This window comes from Pseudomonas sp. QD4 (genome assembly GCF_049199125.1).
Taxonomy (GTDB): Bacteria; Pseudomonadota; Gammaproteobacteria; order Pseudomonadales; family Pseudomonadaceae; genus Aquipseudomonas.
On sequence record NZ_JBLZOM010000002.1, the window covers coordinates 421,771 to 442,307 of the forward strand.

The 20,537-nt window shown below is 64.8% G+C and carries 22 protein-coding genes; 18 read left to right on the forward strand and 4 right to left on the reverse strand.

Going from position 1 to position 20,537, the window contains the following annotated elements; all coding sequences use genetic code 11:
* Positions 1 to 61: 61 nt before the first annotated feature.
* From gbpA to gspM, 13 genes are all read left to right on the forward strand, one after another.
* Positions 62 to 1,549 (forward strand): N-acetylglucosamine-binding protein GbpA, encoded by a 1,488-nt coding sequence (gene gbpA / locus ACOZJV_RS12765; protein ID WP_421547759.1) that lies wholly within the window; start codon positions 62 to 64, stop codon positions 1,547 to 1,549.
* 64 nt (positions 1,550 to 1,613) lie between these two features.
* Positions 1,614 to 2,129: a cytochrome b gene (locus ACOZJV_RS12770; RefSeq protein ID WP_201129986.1), complete on the forward strand. Its 516-nt coding sequence runs from the start codon at positions 1,614 to 1,616 to the stop codon at positions 2,127 to 2,129.
* A complete protein-coding gene (locus ACOZJV_RS12775; RefSeq protein ID WP_421547760.1) occupies positions 2,126 to 2,644 on the forward strand; it encodes a type II secretion system protein N in 519 nt (172 codons plus the stop codon). The genes ACOZJV_RS12770 and ACOZJV_RS12775 overlap by 4 nt, the downstream gene beginning before the upstream one ends.
* The gene (gspD, locus tag ACOZJV_RS12780; RefSeq protein ID WP_421547761.1) at positions 2,641 to 4,548 is read left to right on the forward strand and encodes a type II secretion system secretin GspD; all 1,908 of its coding nucleotides are present in this window, start codon (positions 2,641 to 2,643) and stop codon (positions 4,546 to 4,548) included. Before ACOZJV_RS12775 ends, gspD begins: the two co-directional genes overlap by 4 nt.
* A complete protein-coding gene (gspE, locus tag ACOZJV_RS12785) occupies positions 4,545 to 6,017 on the forward strand; it encodes a type II secretion system ATPase GspE (RefSeq protein ID WP_421547762.1) in 1,473 nt (490 codons plus the stop codon). The genes gspD and gspE overlap by 4 nt, the downstream gene beginning before the upstream one ends.
* Positions 6,018 to 6,019: 2 nt before the next feature.
* The gene (gspF, locus tag ACOZJV_RS12790; protein WP_078473923.1) at positions 6,020 to 7,237 is read left to right on the forward strand and encodes a type II secretion system inner membrane protein GspF; all 1,218 of its coding nucleotides are present in this window, start codon (positions 6,020 to 6,022) and stop codon (positions 7,235 to 7,237) included.
* Positions 7,238 to 7,252: 15 nt separating this feature from the next.
* Positions 7,253 to 7,687 (forward strand): type II secretion system major pseudopilin GspG, encoded by a 435-nt coding sequence (gspG, locus tag ACOZJV_RS12795; RefSeq protein ID WP_078473922.1) that lies wholly within the window; start codon positions 7,253 to 7,255, stop codon positions 7,685 to 7,687.
* A 1-nt stretch (position 7,688) separates the two neighbouring features.
* Positions 7,689 to 8,171: a type II secretion system minor pseudopilin GspH gene (gene gspH / locus ACOZJV_RS12800; RefSeq protein ID WP_421547763.1), complete on the forward strand. Its 483-nt coding sequence runs from the start codon at positions 7,689 to 7,691 to the stop codon at positions 8,169 to 8,171.
* Positions 8,158 to 8,526: a type II secretion system minor pseudopilin GspI gene (gene gspI / locus ACOZJV_RS12805; RefSeq protein WP_078473920.1), complete on the forward strand. Its 369-nt coding sequence runs from the start codon at positions 8,158 to 8,160 to the stop codon at positions 8,524 to 8,526. The genes gspH and gspI overlap by 14 nt, the downstream gene beginning before the upstream one ends.
* Positions 8,523 to 9,122 carry a type II secretion system minor pseudopilin GspJ gene (gene gspJ, locus ACOZJV_RS12810; protein ID WP_421547764.1) on the forward strand — a complete coding sequence of 200 codons (600 nt, stop codon included), beginning with the start codon at positions 8,523 to 8,525 and terminating at the stop codon, positions 9,120 to 9,122. The genes gspI and gspJ overlap by 4 nt, the downstream gene beginning before the upstream one ends.
* A complete protein-coding gene (gene gspK / locus ACOZJV_RS12815) occupies positions 9,115 to 9,993 on the forward strand; it encodes a type II secretion system minor pseudopilin GspK (RefSeq protein WP_421547765.1) in 879 nt (292 codons plus the stop codon). The genes gspJ and gspK overlap by 8 nt, the downstream gene beginning before the upstream one ends.
* A gap of 6 nt (positions 9,994 to 9,999) precedes the next feature.
* Positions 10,000 to 11,079 (forward strand): type II secretion system protein GspL, encoded by a 1,080-nt coding sequence (gene gspL / locus ACOZJV_RS12820; protein WP_421547766.1) that lies wholly within the window; start codon positions 10,000 to 10,002, stop codon positions 11,077 to 11,079.
* A 2-nt stretch (positions 11,080 to 11,081) separates the two neighbouring features.
* Positions 11,082 to 11,528: a type II secretion system protein GspM gene (gene gspM, locus ACOZJV_RS12825; RefSeq protein WP_421547767.1), complete on the forward strand. Its 447-nt coding sequence runs from the start codon at positions 11,082 to 11,084 to the stop codon at positions 11,526 to 11,528.
* A gap of 104 nt (positions 11,529 to 11,632) precedes the next feature.
* Here the strand turns inward: gspM and ACOZJV_RS12830 are convergent, their stop codons facing one another.
* Both ACOZJV_RS12830 and recQ read right to left on the reverse strand, forming a co-directional pair.
* Positions 11,633 to 12,067: a MarR family transcriptional regulator gene (locus tag ACOZJV_RS12830; RefSeq protein ID WP_201129978.1), complete on the reverse strand. Its 435-nt coding sequence runs from the start codon at positions 12,065 to 12,067 to the stop codon at positions 11,633 to 11,635.
* Positions 12,068 to 12,184: 117 nt separating this feature from the next.
* Positions 12,185 to 14,311 (reverse strand): DNA helicase RecQ, encoded by a 2,127-nt coding sequence (gene recQ, locus ACOZJV_RS12835; protein ID WP_020297784.1) that lies wholly within the window; start codon positions 14,309 to 14,311, stop codon positions 12,185 to 12,187.
* Between the two features lie 275 nt (positions 14,312 to 14,586).
* Here recQ and ACOZJV_RS12840 point away from each other — a divergent pair, with 275 nt between their 5' ends.
* Positions 14,587 to 15,174 (forward strand): YecA family protein, encoded by a 588-nt coding sequence (locus ACOZJV_RS12840; RefSeq protein WP_078473914.1) that lies wholly within the window; start codon positions 14,587 to 14,589, stop codon positions 15,172 to 15,174.
* Positions 15,175 to 15,326: 152 nt separating this feature from the next.
* Positions 15,327 to 15,722: a YbaN family protein gene (locus tag ACOZJV_RS12845; protein ID WP_020297782.1), complete on the forward strand. Its 396-nt coding sequence runs from the start codon at positions 15,327 to 15,329 to the stop codon at positions 15,720 to 15,722.
* A gap of 4 nt (positions 15,723 to 15,726) precedes the next feature.
* Here the strand turns inward: ACOZJV_RS12845 and ACOZJV_RS12850 are convergent, their stop codons facing one another.
* Positions 15,727 to 16,323 carry a tRNA-uridine aminocarboxypropyltransferase gene (locus tag ACOZJV_RS12850; RefSeq protein WP_421547768.1) on the reverse strand — a complete coding sequence of 199 codons (597 nt, stop codon included), beginning with the start codon at positions 16,321 to 16,323 and terminating at the stop codon, positions 15,727 to 15,729.
* Between the two features lie 10 nt (positions 16,324 to 16,333).
* Positions 16,334 to 17,227 (reverse strand): LysR family transcriptional regulator, encoded by an 894-nt coding sequence (locus ACOZJV_RS12855; protein WP_020297780.1) that lies wholly within the window; start codon positions 17,225 to 17,227, stop codon positions 16,334 to 16,336.
* A 323-nt stretch (positions 17,228 to 17,550) separates the two neighbouring features.
* Here ACOZJV_RS12855 and speB point away from each other — a divergent pair, with 323 nt between their 5' ends.
* Genes speB through ACOZJV_RS12870 form a run of 3 tightly spaced genes read left to right on the forward strand, consistent with a single transcriptional unit; the run spans position 17,551 to position 20,485 of the window.
* The gene (speB, locus tag ACOZJV_RS12860; RefSeq protein WP_020297779.1) at positions 17,551 to 18,501 is read left to right on the forward strand and encodes an agmatinase; all 951 of its coding nucleotides are present in this window, start codon (positions 17,551 to 17,553) and stop codon (positions 18,499 to 18,501) included.
* Between the two features lie 9 nt (positions 18,502 to 18,510).
* A complete protein-coding gene (locus ACOZJV_RS12865; RefSeq protein WP_078473911.1) occupies positions 18,511 to 18,918 on the forward strand; it encodes a YybH family protein in 408 nt (135 codons plus the stop codon).
* Positions 18,919 to 18,973: 55 nt separating this feature from the next.
* On the forward strand, positions 18,974 to 20,485 hold the full coding sequence (locus ACOZJV_RS12870; protein ID WP_078473910.1) for a purine-cytosine permease family protein: 1,512 nt from the start codon (positions 18,974 to 18,976) through the stop codon (positions 20,483 to 20,485).
* The last annotated feature ends 52 nt before the right edge of the window (positions 20,486 to 20,537 follow it).

The following is a 20,537-nucleotide window of genomic DNA, read 5'->3' on the forward strand; positions in this document are numbered from 1 at the left end:
CCCCATACGTACCCGCCCTTGACGGCTCTATAACCAATTAGAAAGCCATCAAGGATTCACCATGATTCATAGCAAACGTGCAAGCGCCCTGCGCAAACTACCCCTGGCCATGGCCATTGGCCTGGCCACCCTGGCTTCGCAGCAAGCCTTCGCCCACGGCTACATTGAAAGCCCGAAATCCCGCGCATTCATGTGCAATGAAAACGGTGGCGAACTCAACAAAGGATGCGGCGCCGCCCAATATGAACCACAGAGCATGGAGTACTCAGCCAATGGTGCTCAGTATCATCACACTGGCACGTACTGCGCTGAAGACTTCAGCAAATGCGGCCCAGCTGACGGTAAAATCCCTAGCGGCGGCCTGCAATCCTTCGATCTATTGAATGAGCAGAAAGCCGATCGCTGGGCCAAGACCACCATCAAGCCGGGCATGAACGAGTTCCGCTGGAGGTACACCGCTGTGCACCCGGCCGCCTATCGCCAGTTCTACATCACCAAGAAAAACTGGAACCCGAACGAGCCACTGACCCGCGATTCCTTCGAGCTGACCCCGCTGCTGCACGAAGAAGGCCACAACAAGATTCCGTCCCTCTCCGAGCCGACCAAGCACCAAGTCAACATTCCGGCTGACCGCTCGGGCTATCACGTCATCCTCGCCACCTGGCGTGTCGGTAACACCAGCGCTACCTTCTACCAGGCGGTCGACGTCAATATCGATAACGACGGCGCTCCTGTTTCCCAATGGAGCCAGATCGGCTCCGTGCAGCCTGAACAGCTGCAAATTGGCGACAAAGTCATGACCCGCGTGTTCACCGCTGCTGGTGAACAGACCAGCCGTCAGACCGTGCTGGAAATCAACACCGTCGAACAGGCTCAGGCCAAAACCTGGCCATTCCTGCTGGCCGAAAAAGCCAACAAAGCCAACGCCGGCTACCAGATGGGCAAGATTGGTGCCGGCGATAAAGTCGTGCCTAGCTACGACGCCAACGGCATCTACATCACTGCCAAGAGCGACGTGACAAAGGTCATGATCGATAAAGATCAACCGGCTCTGCCAGGCACCCTGAACCTGACCGGCCTGGCTGCTGACTACACCTTGAATAACGGCGCCGCCGACCTGCACTTCAACGCTATAGCTCAAGGTGGCAAGTACACCATTGACGCTTCCGTGTTCAATGCCAAGGGCGAGAACATCGCTTACCAGCAGGCCGCTGTCGGGGAAAACACTGCGCATTTCACCATGGCACTGAAGGACGTCACTGCCGGTGACTACGACCTGGTGGTCGTGGCCAAGGCCGACAAAGGCGAGCTGCTGCAGAAAACCCACAGCTTCAAACTCAAGGACCCAGCGGTCGGTGGGGGCTATGACTTCGTATTCCCGGATGGCGAGAACGACTACAAAGCCGGCACCAAAGTACTGGCCTCTGACGGCAAGATTTACCAGTGCAAACCGCATCCATTCTCCGGCTGGTGCAAGAACTCGTCCGGCAATGCCTACGCACCTGGCAAGGGCTGGGCATGGGGTCAAGCCTGGGACCTGGTCAAGTAATTCATAAGGCTGCAACACGAGCGTGACGCCTGGCGTCACGCTCTTTTCGTTCAGGAATACCCCCATGTCCGCTCATAACTATTCCCAGCCGCGTCGGCTGCTGCACTGGTGCTCGGCCCTGATCATTATCTGGGCCTCCGTCAGTGGCTTTGCCGTCGCGTTGCTGGAGATGCCGCACGCGATCGAGAGCGGCATCACCTTTATCAACGTCTCGCTGACTGCGTTGCTGATACCGCTGTTTGCGCTGCGTCTGTTTTTTTCCGTGGCCCACCCGGCGCCACCGGAGCCGTCCATGATCGGCGCCGCCAGCCAGGTGCTGGCCAAACTCGGCCATCTGGCGCTGTACATCGCCACCGCCTTGGTGCTGGTGACCGGCGTCTTGATGATGAACCGGCCCATCGATTTCTTTGGTCTGCTGACCTTGCCCCAGCCCCTTGAAGAACCGCTGCTGCTGGAGTTTTTCAACCAGGTGCACCGCGCTTGCTGCGTGGTCCTGGCCCTGTTGGTACTGGGGCATGTCGGCGCAGTGGTGCTGCACCAGTGGCGTGGCCACGGCGTGCTGCAGCGGATGCTGCCTTGATCAGCCTCAACGCGGTGCATGCCCTGCTGGCCCGGCTGCCACTGAGCCAAGGCCTGCTGCCCGCCATCGCCTGTGCATTGTGTGCCTGGCTTGCCCTGGGCAGTTGGGACTTCATCCAGCAGTTGCCCGCGCAGACCGCCGGCGACGCGGCCCCGGCACCGACCGCCCAGCCGCTGCCAGCGCTGGACCCGAACGGCATCGCCAGCCTGTTCGGCGCCGTCCCGCCCGAGACCCAGGCCAGCGCCTACGCCGTGCCGCTGACGCTGCTGGCCAGCCTTGCCGCACCGCGCAGCGAAGATTCGCGGGCGCTGATCCGCGCCCCTGGTGGCGCCGCGTTCTACAGCATCGGCGACCGCCTGCCCGGCGGCGCCAGCCTCAGCGCGATCAGCCCGGACCACGTCGTGGTGCTCCAGGGCGGTCGCCTGCAAACCCTTGCTTTCCCCAGTCATTCCGCGCGCCTGCTGACCCCCACAGCAGAGCCCGCTTTACCCCCCCTTGCAGAGATACAACCATGAAACTGTCCCAGATCACCGGTGCCGTGCTGATGCTCGGCACCCTGCTTTCACCCTTGCCGACTCTGGCCGCCGCCGAGGCCAAGCGCCAGTGGACCTTGAACATGAAGGACGCCGAGCTGCAGGACCTGGTCAGCGAAGTCGGCGAAATCACCGGCAAGACCATGGTCCTGGACCCGCGCATGAGCGGCAAGGTCACGGTACAGTCGGCCTCGGCCATGGACCGCGAGGGCATCTACTCGCTGTTCCTCACCGTGCTGCGCAGCCAGGGGTTTGCCGCCCTCGACCAGGGCGACCGGGTGTTGATCGTGCCGGTCAGCGAAGCCAAGACCAAGGCCGTCGGCAGCAAAATAGCGGTCGGCGATATGTTCATCACCCAGGTGCTGCCGCTGTACAACGCCACCGCCAGTGAAGTGGCGACCGTGGTCCGGCCGCTGGTGGCGCCAGACGCTTATCTGGCGCCCTCGGCCAGCTCCAATGCCCTGGTCATCACCGACAGCGCCAACAACGTCGAGCGCATCCGCCAGGTAGTGCGTGACCTCGATGCCGCCGGGCACAAGGCGGTGACCACCCTCAACCTGAAACACGCCTGGGCAGTCGACGTGGCCAAGGTCCTGAGCGAAAGCGTGGCGCAGAACAACAGCGGCAATAACACCGCCAAGGCCATTGGCGACGCCCGCAGCAACCGCCTGATCCTGATCGGCCCGCTGCCCGCTCGCCAGCAGATGGAACGCCTGGCCAAGACCCTGGACGTCGCCGGCAACGCTGACGATGGCACCCGCGTGGTGCGCCTGCGCCACAGCGATGCGACGAAACTGGCCGAGCTGCTCAATGACGTCGGCAAGCGCATCGAAGGCGGCCGTGGCGGCAAGGACGGCGGCACCCAGGGCAAATCGATCCTGGTCAGCGCCGACCAGAGTCAGAACGCCCTGGTGCTGATGGCGGAGCCGGCGCAACTGAACATGCTCGACAAAGTCATCGCCGAGCTCGACCGCCCGCGCGCTCAAGTCCTGGTGGAAGCGGCCATCGTCGAAGTCAGCGGCGACATCAGCGAGGCCCTCGGCGTGCAGTGGGCCGCACGTGCCGGCAACGTCACCGGCGGCACCAACTTCCCCGCCAGCGGCCTGGCCATCGGCAGCCTGCTGGGCAACCTCGAAGGCGACAAGCGCCCGACCCTGCCCGATGGCGCGATCATTGGCCTGGGCAGCCGCAACTTCGGGGCCCTGGTCACCGCGCTGTCCAGCGACTCCAACAACAACCTGCTGTCGACCCCCAGCCTGCTGACCCTGGACAACGAAGCCGCGGAGATCCTGGTGGGGCAGAACGTGCCATTCCAGACCGGCTCCTACACCACCGACAGCGCTGGCGCGAGTAACCCTTTCACCACCGTGGAGCGCAAGGACGTGGGCATCACCCTCAAGGTCACGCCCCATATCAACGAAGGCAACACCCTGCGCCTGCAAGTCGAGCAGGAAAGCTCCGAGCTGGCCGCCGCCCCCGCCGGCATCAGCACCAGTGACGTGATCACCAACAAGCGCTCGGTGAAAAGCACCATCCTCGCCGACGATGGGCAGATCATCGTGCTCGGCGGCCTGATCAAGGACAACGTCAAGACCCAGGTCAGCAAGGTTCCGGTACTGGGCAGCATCCCGCTGATTGGCCGGCTGTTCAGCAGCAGCCGCGAGGTCACTGAAAAGACCAACCTGATGGTGTTCCTGCGTCCGACCCTGCTGCGCACCAGCAATGACAACACCCACCTCGGCGAGCGCAAGTACGAGAACCTGCGCCAACTGCGGGCCCTGGACGGCAGCACCAATAGCCTGCGCCTGCCCAATGACCCACGGCAGATGTTCGAGGCCGCCCCGCAAGGCACCGTGATCGACATGCGCAGCGAGCCGCAACGATGACCCAGGCCCCACGCCTGCCCTTCAGTTTTGCCCGGCGCCACGGCGTGCTGCTGGAGGCCGGCCAACTGCTGTGCCGCAGCGACACCCCGCTGTCGGTGCTGGCCGAAGTACGCCGCCGTCACGGCGCACCGCCGCGCAGCCAGGTACTCGGCGCCGAGGCCTTCGCCCTGCGCCTGGCCGAGCACTACCGCGATGGCCAGGACGATGCGATGCAAATGGCCGAGGGCCTGGGCGACCAGATCGCCGACCAGGACGACCTCGCCAGCCTGGCCGAACACCTGCCGCAAACCACCGACCTGCTGGAGCAGGAAGACGATGCGCCGATCATCCGCCTGATCAACGCCATCCTCGGCGAGGCGGTCAAGGCCAAGGCCTCGGACATCCACCTGGAAACCTTCGAGCAACACCTGTCGGTGCGCCTGCGGGTCGATGGCCTGCTGCGTGAAGTACTGCGCCCACGGCGCGAACTGGCGGGGCTGCTGGTGTCGCGGATCAAGGTCATGGCGCGCCTGGACATCGCCGAAAAACGCATCCCCCAGGACGGCCGGATCGCCCTGCGGATCGGTGGCCATGAAGTCGATGTACGGGTCTCGACCCTGCCCTCGGCCTATGGCGAACGGGTGGTGATGCGCTTGCTGGATAAACAGGCCGGGCGCCTCGAGCTCGGGCGCCTGGGCATGGCCGATGCCAGCCGCCGACGCCTGGAAGGCGCACTGTCGCGGCCCCACGGCATCCTGCTGGTGACCGGGCCCACCGGCTCGGGCAAGACCACCACGCTGTACGCCGGCCTGGCCAGCCTCAACACCTTGTCGCGCAATATCCTGACCATCGAAGACCCGGTGGAGTACCACCTGCCGGGCATCGGCCAGACCCAGGTCAACACCAAGGTCGACATGACCTTCGCCCGTGGCCTGCGGGCGATTTTGCGCCAGGACCCGGACGTGGTGATGATCGGCGAAATCCGCGACCGCGAGACCGCGGAAATCGCCGTGCAGGCCTCCCTCACCGGGCACCTGGTGCTGTCGACCCTGCACACCAACAGCGCGGTGGGCGCGGTGACGCGCCTGGTGGACATGGGCGTCGAGCCGTTCCTGCTCTGCACTTCCCTGCTCGGGGTGCTGGCCCAGCGCCTGGTGCGGGTGCTGTGCGTCGAATGCAAAGTCGCCGCGCCGGCCGATGCCAGCGCCTGCGCCCGGCTCGAACTCGATCCCCTGGCCCCGCCCCTGCTGTATCACGCCCCCGGCTGCGCGGCCTGCCAGCACAGCGGTTATCGCGGGCGCCAGGGCATCTACGAACTGGTGCTGTTCGACGATGAATTGCGCCAGTTGGTGCACCAGGGCGCCGGCGAAGCCGAACTCAGCCGCCACGCCCGCGCCCACGGCCCAAGCCTGTTCGCCGATGGCCGCGACAAGGTGCTGCAAGGCAGCACCAGCCTTGAAGAACTGCTGCGCGTGACCCAAGAGGATTGACCATGGCCGCCTTCGAATACCTCGCCATGTGCAATGCCGGGCGCAAGACCCGCGGCGTGCAGGAGGCCGAGAGCCTGCGCCAGGCTCGCCAGTTGCTGCGCGAACGCAACCTGATCCCGCTGCAGATCAAGCCGGCGCGCGGCAACCAGGAGCGCGGCCCGGGCTCGACGGCAGCCTCTCGGCGCAGCCTGAGCCCTGCGCAACTGGCCTTGCTGACGCGCCAGTTCGCAACCTTGGTGCAAGCCTCCCTGCCACTGGAAGAAGTGCTGGCCGCCGTGGCCGCCCAGTGCGAAAAAAGCGCCCAGCAGAGCATGGTCCTGGCGATTCGCGCGCGGGTCCTCGAAGGCCACAGCCTGGCCCGCGCCATGGGCGAATTCCCCCGGGCGTTCCCGGCGCTGTACCGGGCCACGGTGGCCGCCGGCGAGCGCGCCGGGCACCTGGGCCAGGTGCTGTTGCAACTGGCCGACTACACCGAGGCGCGTCAGGCCGCGCAGCAGCAGATCCAACTGGCCATGCTGTACCCGAGCATCCTGATGGTGGCGGCCTTCAGCATCGTCGGTTTCCTCCTGGGGTTCGTGGTGCCGGACGTGGTCAAGGTGTTTATCGACAGCGGCCAGCAACTGCCGGTGCTGACCCGGGGCCTGATCGCTGCCAGCGGCGTGCTGCGCGACTACGGCCTGTTGATGTTGCTGGTGCTGGCCGGCGGGCTTGGCTTGGCGCGCCTGGCCCTGCAAAAACCGGCAGCGCGCCTGCGCTGGCACCAGGTGCAACTGCGCCTGCCATTGATCGGCCGGGTAATCCGCGCCAGCAACTGCACGCGTTTTGTCAGCACCCTGGCGATTCTCGGACGCAGCGGCGTGCCCCTGGTGGACGCCCTGGAGATCGCCGCCGAGGTGGTGGCCAACCAGCAGATTCGTACCTGTCTGAAAGACGTCGCCCAAGCCGTGCGCGAAGGTAGCGGCCTGACTCGGGCCCTGGAACACAGCGGTCATTTCCCGCCGATGATGCTGTACATGATCGCCAGCGGCGAACGCTCAGGCGAGCTGGACGCCATGCTCGACCGCGCCGCGCACCAGCAGGAAGCGCAGCTGGCCAACCGCATTGCCATGCTGGTGGGCCTGTTCGAGCCGGTGATGCTGGTGTTCATGGGCGCCAGCGTGCTGCTGATCGTGCTGGCGATCCTGATGCCGATCCTCAGCCTCAACCAACTCATCACCTGATACACAGGAACGCGCATGCACAAGCGACACAAGCAACGGGGTTTTACCCTGATCGAAATCATGGTGGTGGTGGTGATCCTCGGGGTCCTCGCCGCCCTGGTGGTGCCGCAGATCATGAGCCGCCCGGACCAGGCCAAGGCCACCGCGGCGCAGAGCGACATCAAGGCCATCGCCATGGCCCTGGACATCTACAAGCTCGACAACCACAACTACCCCAGCACCCAGCAAGGCCTCGAAGCGCTGGTCAGCAAACCCTCGGGCACCCCGCCAGCGCGCAACTGGAATGCCGACGGCTACCTCAAGCGCCTGCCGGTCGACCCCTGGGGCAACCCCTACCAGTACCTGGCCCCGGGCAGCCGGGCGAATGCCTATGACCTGTTCTCCTTCGGTGCCGACGGCCGTGCCGGTGGCGAAGGCCTGAACGCCGACATCGGCAACTGGGACCTCTGACGTGCAACGCGCAGCCCGGGGCTTCACCCTGCTCGAGGTGCTGGTGGTGATCCTGATCGTCGGCCTGCTGGCCGGCCTTACCGGGCTGGCCCAGGTCGACAGCGGCCAGCAGGCACGGCGCGAAGCCGAGCGCCTGCGCAGCCTGATCGGGTTGCTACGCGCCGATGCCCTGCTCAACCACCGCGACTACGGGCTGCGCCTGGACAAAGACCGCTACTCGGTGCTGCTGCGTGCCAACGACGGCCGCTGGCAGCCCGCCTTGCAGTACCGCGAGCAACAGCTACCGGCCGACCTCCGCCTGCAACTGCAAGTGGAGGTCGAGCTGCTCGATCCCGCCTCTGCGCCCAGCGGGGCAGTGCCGCAGTTGCTGGTGCTGTCCAACGATGAAATCTCGCCTTTCACCCTGCGCCTGGAACAGCGCCTGACCCCGGTGCTCTCGCTGCACAGCGACGGCCTGGAAGAGGTGCGCATTGAAACGCTGTGAAGGTTTTACCTTGCTGGAAGTGATGGTCGCCCTGAGCATTTTCGCCACCCTGTCGGTGGCCCTCTACAGCGCTGCCCAGCACATCGCCGGCAACAGTGCCGGCCTTGCCGAACGCAGCCTGGCCCATTGGCTGGCGGACAACCGGATGAATGAGCTGCGCGCCGGCATGCGCTCGCTCGCCACCGGCCAGGAGCAGGATCGGCTGGACTTCGGCGGCCGCCAATGGCTGCTCGACAGCCGGGTGGCCAGCGCGCCGGACCCGAGCTTGCGCAAGGTCAGCCTGGAAGTGTCGGTGGTCGGCTCCAAGCCCGTGCGCCGAGCCCTGCTCAGCGGGTTTATCGAGGCACGACCATGAATCAGCGCGGCTTTACCCTGCTCGAAGTCCTGATCGCCATGGCCCTGTTCAGCCTGCTGGGCCTGGCCTGTTACCAACTGCTGGAGCGGGTGCTGCACAGTGAGCGGCGCATCGAGCAGCACGAACAGCAATTGCGCAGCCTGCAACGGGCCCTGGGGATCTTCGAGCGCGACCTGACGCAAGCCATCGTCCATCCGCTCGACGATGACCTCAGCCGCCGCCAGGCGCTGATCGGCCGCGCCGACAACCTGCGCCTGGTTCGGGGTGGCTGGAGCAACCCGCTGGACCAGGCCCGCAGCGATGTGCTGCAAGTCAGCCATCGCTGGGAAAATGGCCAGTGGCTGCGCGACTACCACAGCCCTACCGGGCAAGCACCAGGGCCCGGGGAGGTGCGCCAGCAGCGCCTGCTCGACGGCGTGCAACTCAAGCATCTGCGCTACATCGATGCCAGCGGTGCCGCGCACTCGGCCTGGCCGGCCCTGGGCCTGCCGCTGAGCCTGCCGCAGGCGATAGAGATCGAACTCGACGCCCCCGGCTACCCGGATATGCGCCGGGTCATCCTGCTGCCCGGCTTCCAGGGCAACGCCGGTGCATAGCCCGCGCCGGCAACGGGGCGTGGCGCTGATCAGCGTATTGCTGATCACCGCCCTGGTGACCCTGATCATCAGCGACATGCTCGCCCGCCAGCGCCTGAGCGTGGCCAGTAGCGCCAACCAGCTGCAACAACAGCAACTCTGGCAGTTGGCCCTGAGCGGCGAGGCCTGGGCCCGCGAGCAATTGCGTCGTGACCTGGGCACTGAAGACGGCAAGCTCCGGGTGCACCTGGGCCAACACTGGGCCAAGAGCGTCGGCGAATTCGAGATCGAGGACGGGCGCATCCGCATCCGCCTCGAAGACCTGGGCGCGCGCTTCAACCTCGATCGCCTGCGCAATCGCGACGACGACCTGAATCGTGCTCGTTACCAGCGCCTGCTGGTCCAGCTCGGCCTGACGCCCCATGACCCGGCGAACCTGCCCGCGCCCCTGGGCTACGACCACAAGCTCCAGCCCTTTGCCGACAGCAGCGAGTTGCGGCGCCTGCCGGCACTGGACGCGGCGGGCTGGCAGCGCCTGCAACCCTGGGTCGCGACCACCGGCAAGGCGCCGTTGAACATCAATACCGCCAGCGCCGAACTGCTGGCCACACTCGAAAGCCTGGACAGCGGCATCGCCCGCAGCCTGGTGCAACAACGTCCAGCGAACGGCTACAAGAGCGTGCAGGCGTTTCTTGATCAGCCGCAGTTGCAAGGCCGGCAGGTCAATGGCGCGGGGCTGGCCGTCAGCAGTCACAACTTTCGCGCGACCCTCGATGTAGCCCTGGGCGAACGCCGCCTGCGCCTGGTGAGCGACCTGCGCACCGCCAGCGACGGCCAGGTCCAGGTGCTGCGTCGCCAACTGGTCGCCCCCGACCGTCCCCTTTCGGAGTAACCCCCCGTGCACGCCTTGCTCCATCTTTCTTCCCTGGCCGATGACGCGCCCCTGACCTGGTGGCGCGGCTATGGCCCCGTGGTCCAGGGCGACCTGGATCAGGCGGCCCAGGCTCTGGCTGGCCAGCCGCTGCTCCTGCTGTTGCCCGCCGAAGCCGCCAGCCATCACCGCATCGACGTCCCGCCCCGCAGCGGCCGCTGGCTGCGCCAGGCGATCCATTCGGCACTGGAAGAAAAACTGCTGGATGACCTCGACTCACTGCACCTGGCCCAGGGGCCGTTGCGCCAGCGGCGTCATTGCCGGCTATGGGTGCTGCGCCGCGACTGGCTGCAGTCGCTGTTGGCGCGACTGGCCGACAAAGGCCTGGTGCCGACGCGGACTCATATCGATGCCGACTGTATCCCGGGCGAGCAGCCACGGGCCGTGTACTGCGCCGATCGCTGGCTGCTGGGCGGCGCGGCGGAGCATCCCTCGGCCCTGGGCGAAGAGGAACTGCAAACCCTGGCCGCATTGTTGCCAGAGGACCTGCAACGCTGCACAGACTCGCCCTGGCCACTGCTGGCCGAGGGCGCGCAACAGGCCATCGACCTGCGCCAGGGCGAATTTGCCCTCGGCAGCCAGCACCGCCTGCCCTGGCGAGCCCTGACCATGCTGCTGGTGCTGGGCTGTGGCGCCAGCCTGGCACAGGATATCGGTCACCGGCTGGTGCTTGAGCAGCGCAGTGCCGAGTTGCATCTGGCCAACCTCGACACCTGGCAGCAGCGGGTGCCCGACGAGCCGCGGGTCATCGACCTCAAGCGCCAGGTCCAGGCTCGACTGCAACAAGACCAGGCGCCGCAACAGGACCTGGCGCGGCGCCTGGACACTCTGGCCCAACACTGGGGCAACAGCGGCGGCGCCCTGGCCCGGATCGACCGGCTCGACTATCTACAGGGCGAAGGCTGGACCTTGCGCGTGATCGCCCCGGCCTTCGCCGACCTCGAGCGCCTGCGCGAGGGGCTGACCCGGGCCGGCCTTGCAGTGCAGGCCGATTCCACCGCCCGCGACGGCCAAGTGGTCAGCGCCCGCTTGCAGATCAAGGAATGAACATGCCCTTTCGCAATTTGCCCCCACGTGAACGCCGAGCCCTGGCGCTGTTGGCCCTGTTCCTCGGCGCGGTATTGATCTGGACGTTGCTGTGGCAGCCACAGCGCCTGGCCTTGCAGAACGCCGAACGTCACTACCGGGACGAGCTGCAACTGGCCGCCGACTTGCAACGCCTGCCGGCCAGCAGCGGCAGCCAGCCGGGAGTGGCGATCGATGCAGACGCCTTGCCGGGTTTGCTGGCGCGCACCAGCGCCGAGGCCAAGCTGAACCTGGAGCGTCTGGATAACGAGCAGCAGGGCCGGGTCAACCTCAGCCTCGATGGCGCATTGGCCGACCTCTTGCCCTGGCTGCAGCACCTGGGCGAGCAAGGAGTGGAGGTGAGTTCGGCGAACCTTGAAGTCAATCCGCAGGCCCAGGTCCGGGCGCGGCTGGTGCTGGAGGTCAAATAGGCCGAATTCCCCCGAATGCAGGCACACGCCAACCCCCGTGGACCCGCAAGAGCGGGAGGTCCACGGGGGGGACTGAAATCAGGGACGGAGGGAAAGGCCCGGGATCAGGACTTTTCCAGGTTGGCCAGGATGTGGCCATGGACGCGCATGCAGACCCGCAGGTCCTCTTCTTCAACACCCACAAACAGCTCTTGGCGCAGGGCATTGGCGATGGTTTCGATCTGTTCGATCAGTGGGCGGGCCGGGGCGCACAACACGATCTTTTTCGCCCGGCGATCTTCCAGCACCGACTGGCGCTGCACCAGCCCCTGGGTTTCCAGGCTGTCGAGCAAACGGGCCAGGGTCGGGCCTTCAACGCCCACACTCTGGGCCAGTTCGCGCTGGGTCGGGGCTTCTTCGAAGCGGGCCAGGTGCAGCAATACCAGCCAGCGCGCCTGGGACAGGCCCAGCCCGGCCAGACGCCGGTCCAGTTCAGCACGCCAGCCACGGGACATCTGCGCCAACTGCATACCAAAACGGTGTTGATCGGTTAACGGCATAAAAAACTCATGATTAGACTGAAGTAGTGAAAACTAATAATTAGTCAGCTAAGCATGCGCCTTGCCCGGAGGCAAGGCCCGACATGTACTGAATCGTTACTTCGTTGACGCAGCGACTCACATTTCGAATTCCGATTGCAGCGCCGCCCTCACGCAGTACAGAACGCCTTCAGGCACTCGTCCGGCGAACAACTCGGCAATTTCGGCCACCGGCGGCAGCTCACCCTCGCCGTCCAGGAAGGCATCCTGAATCTCACCCAGCAGGTCTTCCGGCAGATCCAACGCCTGTTCCAGGGACAACTCCTGCTTGCCGACAGCCTCGGCCAGCAGGGTGTAGACGTTCTTTTCCGAACATTGCAGCTGCCCGGCGATCTGCACCGGGGTCATGCCGGCACGCGCCAGGGTAATCAGCTCGTGGCGAATATCGGCCACCACTTTCGGCGCCTCGACCTCGCCCCCCAGCACTTCGAGGAAGGCCTCGCCGTAACGCTCGAGCTTGCGCGCGCCGACACCGCTGACCTTGGCCATTTCCGCCAGGGACGTGGGTTGGCTGCGCAGCATTTCGAGCAAGGTCGAATCGGGGAAGATGACGTACGGCGGCACACCGTGCTCTTCCGCCAGTTTGCGCCGCAGGGCACGCAGGGCTTCCCACTGTTCGCGCTCTTCGCCACGCACCAGTTGGCTGGCCTGGCTGGTGCTGGTCTTGGTGGTGGTCTGCGGCTTGAGCTCGCGGCGCAACTCCAGGGTCACTTCGCCCTTGAGCAGCGGCCGGCAGCTGTCGCTCAGGCGCAGTCCGCCATACCCTTCAAGATCGATATCGGCCAGGCCGCGTGCCACCAACTGGCGAAACAGCGAACGCCATTCGCCCTCGCTACGGGCCTTGCCGACACCGAACACCGACAGGTGCTGATGACCGAAGCTGCGCACCTTCTCGTTATCCTTGCCCAGCAACACGTCCACCAGGTGGCCGACGCCATAACGCTGGCCGGTGCGATAGATCGCCGACAAGGCCTGTCGGGCCGGCTCGGTGGCATCCCAGGTTTGCACGCCGTCGACACAGTTGTCGCAATGCCCGCAGGGTTGCGGCATGTCTTCATCGAAGTAGGCCAGCAGGGTTTGCCGGCGGCAGCGGGTTTCTTCGCACAGCGCCAGCATCGCGTCGAGCTTGTGCTGTTCCAGACGCTTGTGGCGCTCGTCACCTTCGGAGTTCTGCAGCATCTGCTTGAGCATCACCACGTCCTGCAGGCCGTAGACCATCCAGGCATCGGCTGGCAGGCCATCACGGCCGGCGCGCCCGGTTTCCTGGTAATAGGCCTCGAGGGATTTGGGCAAATCCATGTGGGCGACGAACCGCACGTTGGATTTGTCGATGCCCATGCCGAAGGCAATGGTCGCCACCATGATCAGGCCTTCCTCATTGAGGAAGCGCTTCTGGTTGTGAGCCCGCAGATCGCTGGGCAGCCCAGCGTGGTACGGCAGCGCCGGGAAGCCCTGCTCGCAGAGAAACGCGGCGACTTCATCGACCTTCTTGCGCGACAGGCAATAAACGATGCCCGCATCACTGCGCCGCTCGTTGAGGAACGCCAGCAACTGCTTGCGCGGCTGCTCCTTGGGTACGATGCGGTAGAAAATGTTCGGCCGGTCAAAGCTCGACAGGAAACGCTCGGCCTCCTGCAAATGCAGGCGGGTGACGATTTCTTCGCGGGTGCGCTTGTCGGCGGTGGCGGTCAGGGCAATGCGCGGCACATCGGGGAACATTTCCGCCAACTGCCCCAGTTGCAGGTATTCCGGGCGGAAGTCGTGACCCCATTGCGAGACACAGTGCGCTTCGTCGATGGCGAACAGGGCGATATCCAGCCCCTGCAGGAACGACAGCATGCGTGGCTGCACCAGGCGCTCAGGGGCCAGGTAGAGCATTTTCACCTCGCCGCGACGGATGCGCGCCGCCAGGTCGCGCTGCTGCTCGGCGCTGAGTGTGGAGTTCAGCGCGGCGGCGGCGACGCCGAGTTCTTCAAGGGTGGCGACCTGGTCGTCCATCAGCGCGATCAGCGGCGATACCACCACCGCCAGGCCTTCGCGCAGCAGCGCCGGAACCTGGAAACACAGGGACTTGCCGCCGCCGGTGGGCATCAGCACCAGGGCATCGCCGCCACTGGCCACGCGCTCAATGATCGCACCTTGGCGACCACGGAAACTGTCGTAGCCGAAGATGTCCTTGAGGACGCGTTGAGCCTGTTCGAGCATGAAAAACTCCAAAAATCGCTGAAATCCCTGAGCGCAGGCTGACTGAAAACACGCCGGGCTTCACGGACAAATCCGTTAGCGGACTTTTCCGCAACCGCCGCAACGCCTGCAGGGCATCACAAAACGCGCGAGTATACCCGAGCCCTCCCCGACAAAGGGTGCCGACAATCAGCCACCGGTAACCTTTGGAAGCGTTCAAATCTGCGCTGCGGCTGGCCTGGGCGCTCAAGAAGGCCTAGAATTCAGCATCGTTTATTCCCCAAGGTAGCCCCTCAATGTCCTTCGCCGAGCAACTAACCCGCCTGCAAGTCTTCCTCGACGCCGATGAGCTGCACGACGAGGCGCTGGACTACGTGGCCGCTCACGGCTACCTGACTGCGTTGTCGATCTGTTCCGAGAGCGTTCCCGATCGCGAGTGGATCGACGCCCTGTTCGCCGAGGAGCCGCACTACAGCGACGACACCGAACGCGAAGTGATCGAATCCACCCTGATTGCCCTCAAGGCCCACATCGCCCGCCAACTGGCGTCCGACGAAGAGTTCGAGCTGCCGTGCGAACTCGACCTGGGCGAAGACCCGGACGACTCCGACCTGCGCGGCTGGTGCATCGGCTTCATGGAAGGGGTGTTCCTGCGTGAAGCGGCCTGGTTCGAAACCGCCGAGGAAGAAGTCAGCGAAATGCTCCTGCCGATCATGGTCGGTTCCGGCCTGTTCGACGAACAGCCTGAATTCTCCGACATCGCCAGCGATGCCAACCTGATGGACGACATGATCGTACAAATCCCGGAAGCCCTGACCGCGCTGTACCTGCTGTGCAACGCCCCGGACGAAAAGCCGGCGATCCTCAAGCCACGCCACCACTAAGCAACTGCCCACGATCTCGCGAGCGAAGGGTCAGGCACGGCAAAAATGGCTGAGGAAGCGGAGTTTAGAGACCTAAATGAGCATTCCGAGGCCATTTTCAACTCAGCATCCCCAAGCACAGCACATCGTGAACAGACTCTGAGTCGTCGCCTATGACCCCGCCCATAGGCAATCGCCCGCTGCTTCTGCGCTACGCCCTGCTGGCCATTGGCTGGTTGAGCGTGGTGCTGGGGGTGATCGGAATTTTCCTGCCGGTGCTGCCTACCACTCCCTTCCTGCTGCTGGCTGCCGCCTGCTTTGCCCGCAGTTCGCCGCGTTTCTACCACTGGCTGGTGGAACATCCACGGCTCGGCCCGTGGATTCGCGACTACCTCGATGGCAACGGCATTCCGCTCAAGGGCAAGGTCTATGCGATCGGCCTGATGTGGCTGAGCATCGGCCTGTCCTGCTACTTGGTGCCGCTGCCCTGGGCCCGTGGTTTCATGCTGACCAGCGCGGTGCTGGTGACGATTTACATCCTGCGGCAAAAAACCCTGCACAAACCCTGAGCTATCAGTGGCCACCATGGTTGCGCTGATAGGTGTCCTCGCCCATGGCCGCGATCTGCCCCTCGATCAAGGCTTCGAACGGCTTGAGCAAAGGTTCGAACGAGGCCGGCGCTTCCAGGGTTTGCAAGGCCTGGACGATGGCCTCCAAGGTCGATAACGCTCCTGGCCCGGGCGCCTTGCGCAGGCGATAGCGCGACACCCCGCCCTGCCCCAGGCTGACTCGCGGCAACGCTGCCAGCAGCGGGTTGAGGTGCAGCAGCTTGCGCGCCTTGCGCCAGGTGCCGTCGGGCACCACCAGCAACAACGACTGCGCCGCTGGGCCATAGGCCTGCAACGTCTGTGCGTCATCAGCCGGGAACAGCAACCTGGCCTGATAGCCAGGGCGATTCAGCAACTGCGGCAAGTCCGCGAACACTTCGCCGACGATCAGCTCGGCATTGGTCAGGCCCAGGGCCGCCAGGCGGGCGGTGTTCAACGCATGGTTGACCTCACTGGGATGCTGAAGCAGCAGCACCCGGGTGCGGCTGTCCAGCTGCGGTATCAACGCGCACAGGCAATGGCTTTCGGGGCGCAGGCAGCGCGGGCATTGACTTCGTGACATGGCGGCCTCCTCAAGCCTGGTTGAGCTGCGCCTTGAGCAGGTCGCGGAAGGTCTGGATCAAAGGCTCGCGGCTGCGCCCACGGCGCATGATCATCGAGAACGGCGCCTGGTAGCCAAAGGTCGCCGGCAGCAACACCCTCAGGTCGCCCTTGTCGGCCCAGGCCTGGGCGTAGTGCTCAGGCAGGTAGCCGATGTAGGCACCGGACAGCACCAGGATCAACTGCGCCTCCATACTTTCCACCGTCGCCGCGCTGTGCTTGAAACCATGCCGGGCCAGCTCTGCCTGGCTCCAGTAGCCCCGGCCCACCATGCGCTGCTGGGTGATCAGTTGTTCGGGAATCCGCCGTTCGGTAAACAGTGGATGCCGACTGCTGCAATACAGCCAGTGCTGCTCGCGGTACAACGGCATGTACACCAGGCCGCTCATGCGCGTGGAGAACGCGCCGATGGCCAGGTCCAGGCGGTTGTCCTGCACCCCCAGCTGCAACTCGTAAGGGCTCATGACCGACAAGTGCAAATGCACCGCCGGGTGCTCCTGGCTGTAGGCGCCAATGGCTTCGGCGAAAGGCAGGGCCTTGTCGCTGACGGTGGAGTCGATCACCCCCAGGTTCAGGGTGCCGCGCAACTCGCCCTTGAGCGCCGCGGCGTATTGCTCGAAGCCTTCGAGTTCGCCGAGCAGGCGCAGGGTTTCCTGATGGAACAGCTCGCCCTTGCTGGTGAGGCTGAAACCGCCGCGCCCGCGATGGCACAGCACCAGCCCCAGCGCCGCTTCCAGCTGGCTCATGTAGGTGCTGATAGCCGAGGTCGACAGATTGAGTTCGTGCTGGGCATTGGCGAACCCCTGATGCCGCACCACGCTGACAAAGATGCGCAATAGTTTCAGATCAGGTAAAGCGTTGGCCATGACGGGCTCCGATAACCAGCGAAAAAACACCATCCATGGCTGAGAAAAATACCTGCCGCCGGCTTGAACCGACCCAGCACACACCCGGATTACGCCGGCTGCATCACCGAGCGGGAGCGAGCATCCTCGCCACAGGGGGCGTGGCGGCTGGGCGAGAGTCTAGCGCCAAGCTCGGCATTAGTTCAGAAAAATCTGAACTAAGTATTTGTTCACAGCGATTCTTTCCCCGCAGCGCATTTCGCAGAATCGGCCTCACTCGGTTGTGCGGGCAGAGCCTTCTGCGCCGCCCAGCCCAAAAATAAAACAACGATGAGGCCAATCCCGTGGACAAGATCCTTCACCAACCACTGGGCGGCAACGAAATGCCGCGCTTCGGCGGCATCGCCACCATGATGCGTCTTCCCCATTTGCCCACCGCCGCCGGCCTCGATGCCGCGTTCATCGGCATCCCGCTGGATATCGGTACCTCGCTGCGCGCCGGCACCCGCTTCGGCCCGCGAGAAATCCGCGCTGAATCGGTGATGATTCGCCCGTACAACATGGCCACCGGCGCCGCGCCCTTCGACTCGCTGTCGGTTGCCGACATCGGCGACGTGGCGATCAACACCTTCAACCTGCTGGACGCGGTTCGCATCATCGAAGAAGCCTACGACGGCATCCTCGAACACAACGTGATTCCCCTGACCCTAGGCGGCGACCACACCATCACCCTGCCGATTTTGCGCGCGATCCATAAGAAGCACGGCAAGGTCGGCCTGGTGCACATCGACGCCCACGCGGATGTGAACGACCACATGTTCGGCGAGAAAATCGCCCACGGCACCACCTTCCGCCGTGCAGTGGAAGAAGGCCTGCTGGACTGCGACCGCGTGGTACAGATCGGCCTGCGTGCCCAGGGCTACACCGCTGAAGACTTCAACTGGAGCCGCAAACAAGGGTTCCGCGTGGTCCAGGCCGAAGAGTGCTGGCACAAATCCCTGGCCCCGCTGATGGCCGAAGTCCGCGAAAAAGTCGGCGGCGGCCCGGTGTACCTGAGCTTTGACATCGACGGCATCGACCCGGCCTGGGCCCCTGGCACCGGCACCCCGGAAATCGGCGGCCTGACCACCATCCAGGCCATCGAAATCGTCCGTGGCTGCCAGGGCCTGGACCTGATCGGCTGCGACCTGGTAGAAGTCTCGCCACCTTACGACACCACCGGCAATACCTCGCTGCTGGGCGCCAACCTGCTGTACGAGATGCTCTGCGTACTGCCTGGCGTGGCCCACCGCTGAGTCACGGCCATGAGCGATCAGGAGAACGTCCTCAACGCCGCAGCCGCATTGGTCGCGGCCTTCGCCCGTAACGACCGCGAAGCCTACTTCGCGGCGTTCAGCCGCGATGCCAGTTTTGTGTTCTACACCCTTCCCCAGCCGCTGTTGTCCCGCGATGCCTATCAGGTGTTGTGGGACCAATGGCGCGCCGAGGATGGCTTCGAGGTGCTCGCGTGCACCTCGAGCAATGCCTTCGTCAGCCTGCAAGGCGACGTGGCGCTGTTTATTCATGACGTGGCCACCGAGCTGCGCATGCAAGGGGAGCAACACTTCAGCCAGGAGCGCGAAACCATCGTGTTTCGCCGACAACAACAAGGCCATTGGCTGGCCTGCCACGAACATTTATCCGCCATGCCGGAAGGGCTGCCACCCCCTTAGCCAATACAGGTGACGCCCGCACACGATGGGCGCGCCTCGATGATCGGAGCAGATCATGAATAACAACAACAAAGAACACAGCCTTAGCAGCATTGAAACCAACGGGGTCGAACAGATCCCCGATCACGAACGCAGCGCCGGCCCCGGCGACCTGTTTCGTCTGATCTTCGGCGGCGCCAATACCTTTGCCACCGCCGTGCTCGGCAGCTTCCCGGTGTTGTTCGGCCTGTCGTTCCAGGCCGGAGTCTGGGCCATCGTCCTCGGCGTGGTGCTCGGGGCGCTGATCCTGGCGCCCATGGGCCTGTTCGGCCCGCTCAACGGCACCAACAACGCCGTCTCCTCCGGCGCGCACTTTGGCGTGCACGGGCGGATCGTCGGCTCGTTCCTGTCATTGCTGACCGCCATCGCCTTCTTCTCGCTCTCGGTCTGGAGCTCGGGGGATGCGCTGATCGGTGGCGCCAAGCGCCTGATCGGCCTGCCGGAAACCGACCTGAGCCTGGGCCTGGCCTACGGCCTGTTCGCGATCCTGGTGCTGACGGTGTGCATTTACGGCTTCCGCTTCATGCTCTGGGTCAACCGCATTGCGGTGTGGGCCGCGAGCCTGTTGTTCCTGCTGGGGATCTTCGCCTTCGCGCCGACCTTCGACAGCCAGTTCGCCGGAACCGTCGCCATGGGCCAGGCCGGGTTCTGGGCGGCCTTTATCGGCGCCGCGCTGGTGGCCATGAGCAACCCGATCTCCTTCGGCGCCTTCCTTGGCGACTGGTCGCGCTATATCCCGCGGGAAACCCCGAAAGCACGCATCATGCTGGCCGTGATCGCGGCGCAACTGGCAACCCTGATCCCCTTCCTGTTCGGCCTGGCCACCGCGACCATCGTTGCGATCAAGGCGCCGGACTACATCGCCGCCAACAACTACGTCGGCGGGCTGCTGGCGGTCTCGCCGAGCTGGTTTTTCCTGCCGGTGTGCCTGATTGCGGTGATCGGCGGCATGTCCACCGGCACCACGTCGCTGTATGGCACCGGGCTGGACATGTCCAGCGTGTTCCCGCGCCTGCTGTCGCGGGTCAAGGCGACCCTGCTGATCGGCGTGCTGTCGATTGCCTTCATCTTTATCGGGCGCTTTGCGGCGAATCTGGTACAGAGCGTGTCGACCTTCGCCGTGCTGATCATCACCTGCACCACGCCATGGATGGTGATCATGATCATCGGCCTGCTGGTGCGGCGCGGCTTCTACTGCCCGGATGACCTGCAAGTCTTCACCCGTGGCGAACAAGGCGGCCGCTACTGGTTCCAGCACGGCTGGAACTGGCGCGGCCTCGGCGCCTGGATCCCCAGCGCGCTGGTGGGCCTGTGCTTCGTCAACCTGCCGGGGCAGTTCGTCGGGGTGCTTGGCGAACTGGCCGGCGGTATCGACATCAGCCTGCCGGTCACCCTCGGCCTGGCCTCCCTGGTGTACCTGGTGCTACTCGGCCTGTTCCCGGAACCGGCAGCGGTGTTCGGTCCAGGCGACCCACGCAGCAAGGGCATGGATTCGCTCACCAAACCGGCCCTCGGCCAAACCGTCTGAGCTCAAGGCGCCGGCTGGCCGGCGCTTGCCTGACCTAATAGTTTCACCATAA

Coding starts and splice junctions, on each gene's coding strand:
- gbpA (WP_421547759.1), top strand. CDS start 62: ATGATTCATAGCAAACGTGCAAGCGCCCTGCGCAAACTACCCCTGGCC.
- ACOZJV_RS12770 (WP_201129986.1), top strand. CDS start 1,614: ATGTCCGCTCATAACTATTCCCAGCCGCGTCGGCTGCTGCACTGGTGC.
- gspD (WP_421547761.1), top strand. CDS start 2,641: ATGAAACTGTCCCAGATCACCGGTGCCGTGCTGATGCTCGGCACCCTG.
- gspE (WP_421547762.1), top strand. CDS start 4,545: ATGACCCAGGCCCCACGCCTGCCCTTCAGTTTTGCCCGGCGCCACGGC.
- gspF (WP_078473923.1), top strand. CDS start 6,020: ATGGCCGCCTTCGAATACCTCGCCATGTGCAATGCCGGGCGCAAGACC.
- gspG (WP_078473922.1), top strand. CDS start 7,253: ATGCACAAGCGACACAAGCAACGGGGTTTTACCCTGATCGAAATCATG.
- gspJ (WP_421547764.1), top strand. CDS start 8,523: ATGAATCAGCGCGGCTTTACCCTGCTCGAAGTCCTGATCGCCATGGCC.
- gspM (WP_421547767.1), top strand. CDS start 11,082: ATGCCCTTTCGCAATTTGCCCCCACGTGAACGCCGAGCCCTGGCGCTG.
- ACOZJV_RS12830 (WP_201129978.1), bottom strand. CDS start 12,067: ATGCCGTTAACCGATCAACACCGTTTTGGTATGCAGTTGGCGCAGATG.
- recQ (WP_020297784.1), bottom strand. CDS start 14,311: ATGCTCGAACAGGCTCAACGCGTCCTCAAGGACATCTTCGGCTACGAC.
- ACOZJV_RS12840 (WP_078473914.1), top strand. CDS start 14,587: ATGTCCTTCGCCGAGCAACTAACCCGCCTGCAAGTCTTCCTCGACGCC.
- ACOZJV_RS12845 (WP_020297782.1), top strand. CDS start 15,327: ATGACCCCGCCCATAGGCAATCGCCCGCTGCTTCTGCGCTACGCCCTG.
- ACOZJV_RS12850 (WP_421547768.1), bottom strand. CDS start 16,323: ATGTCACGAAGTCAATGCCCGCGCTGCCTGCGCCCCGAAAGCCATTGC.
- ACOZJV_RS12855 (WP_020297780.1), bottom strand. CDS start 17,227: ATGGCCAACGCTTTACCTGATCTGAAACTATTGCGCATCTTTGTCAGC.
- ACOZJV_RS12865 (WP_078473911.1), top strand. CDS start 18,511: ATGAGCGATCAGGAGAACGTCCTCAACGCCGCAGCCGCATTGGTCGCG.
- ACOZJV_RS12870 (WP_078473910.1), top strand. CDS start 18,974: ATGAATAACAACAACAAAGAACACAGCCTTAGCAGCATTGAAACCAAC.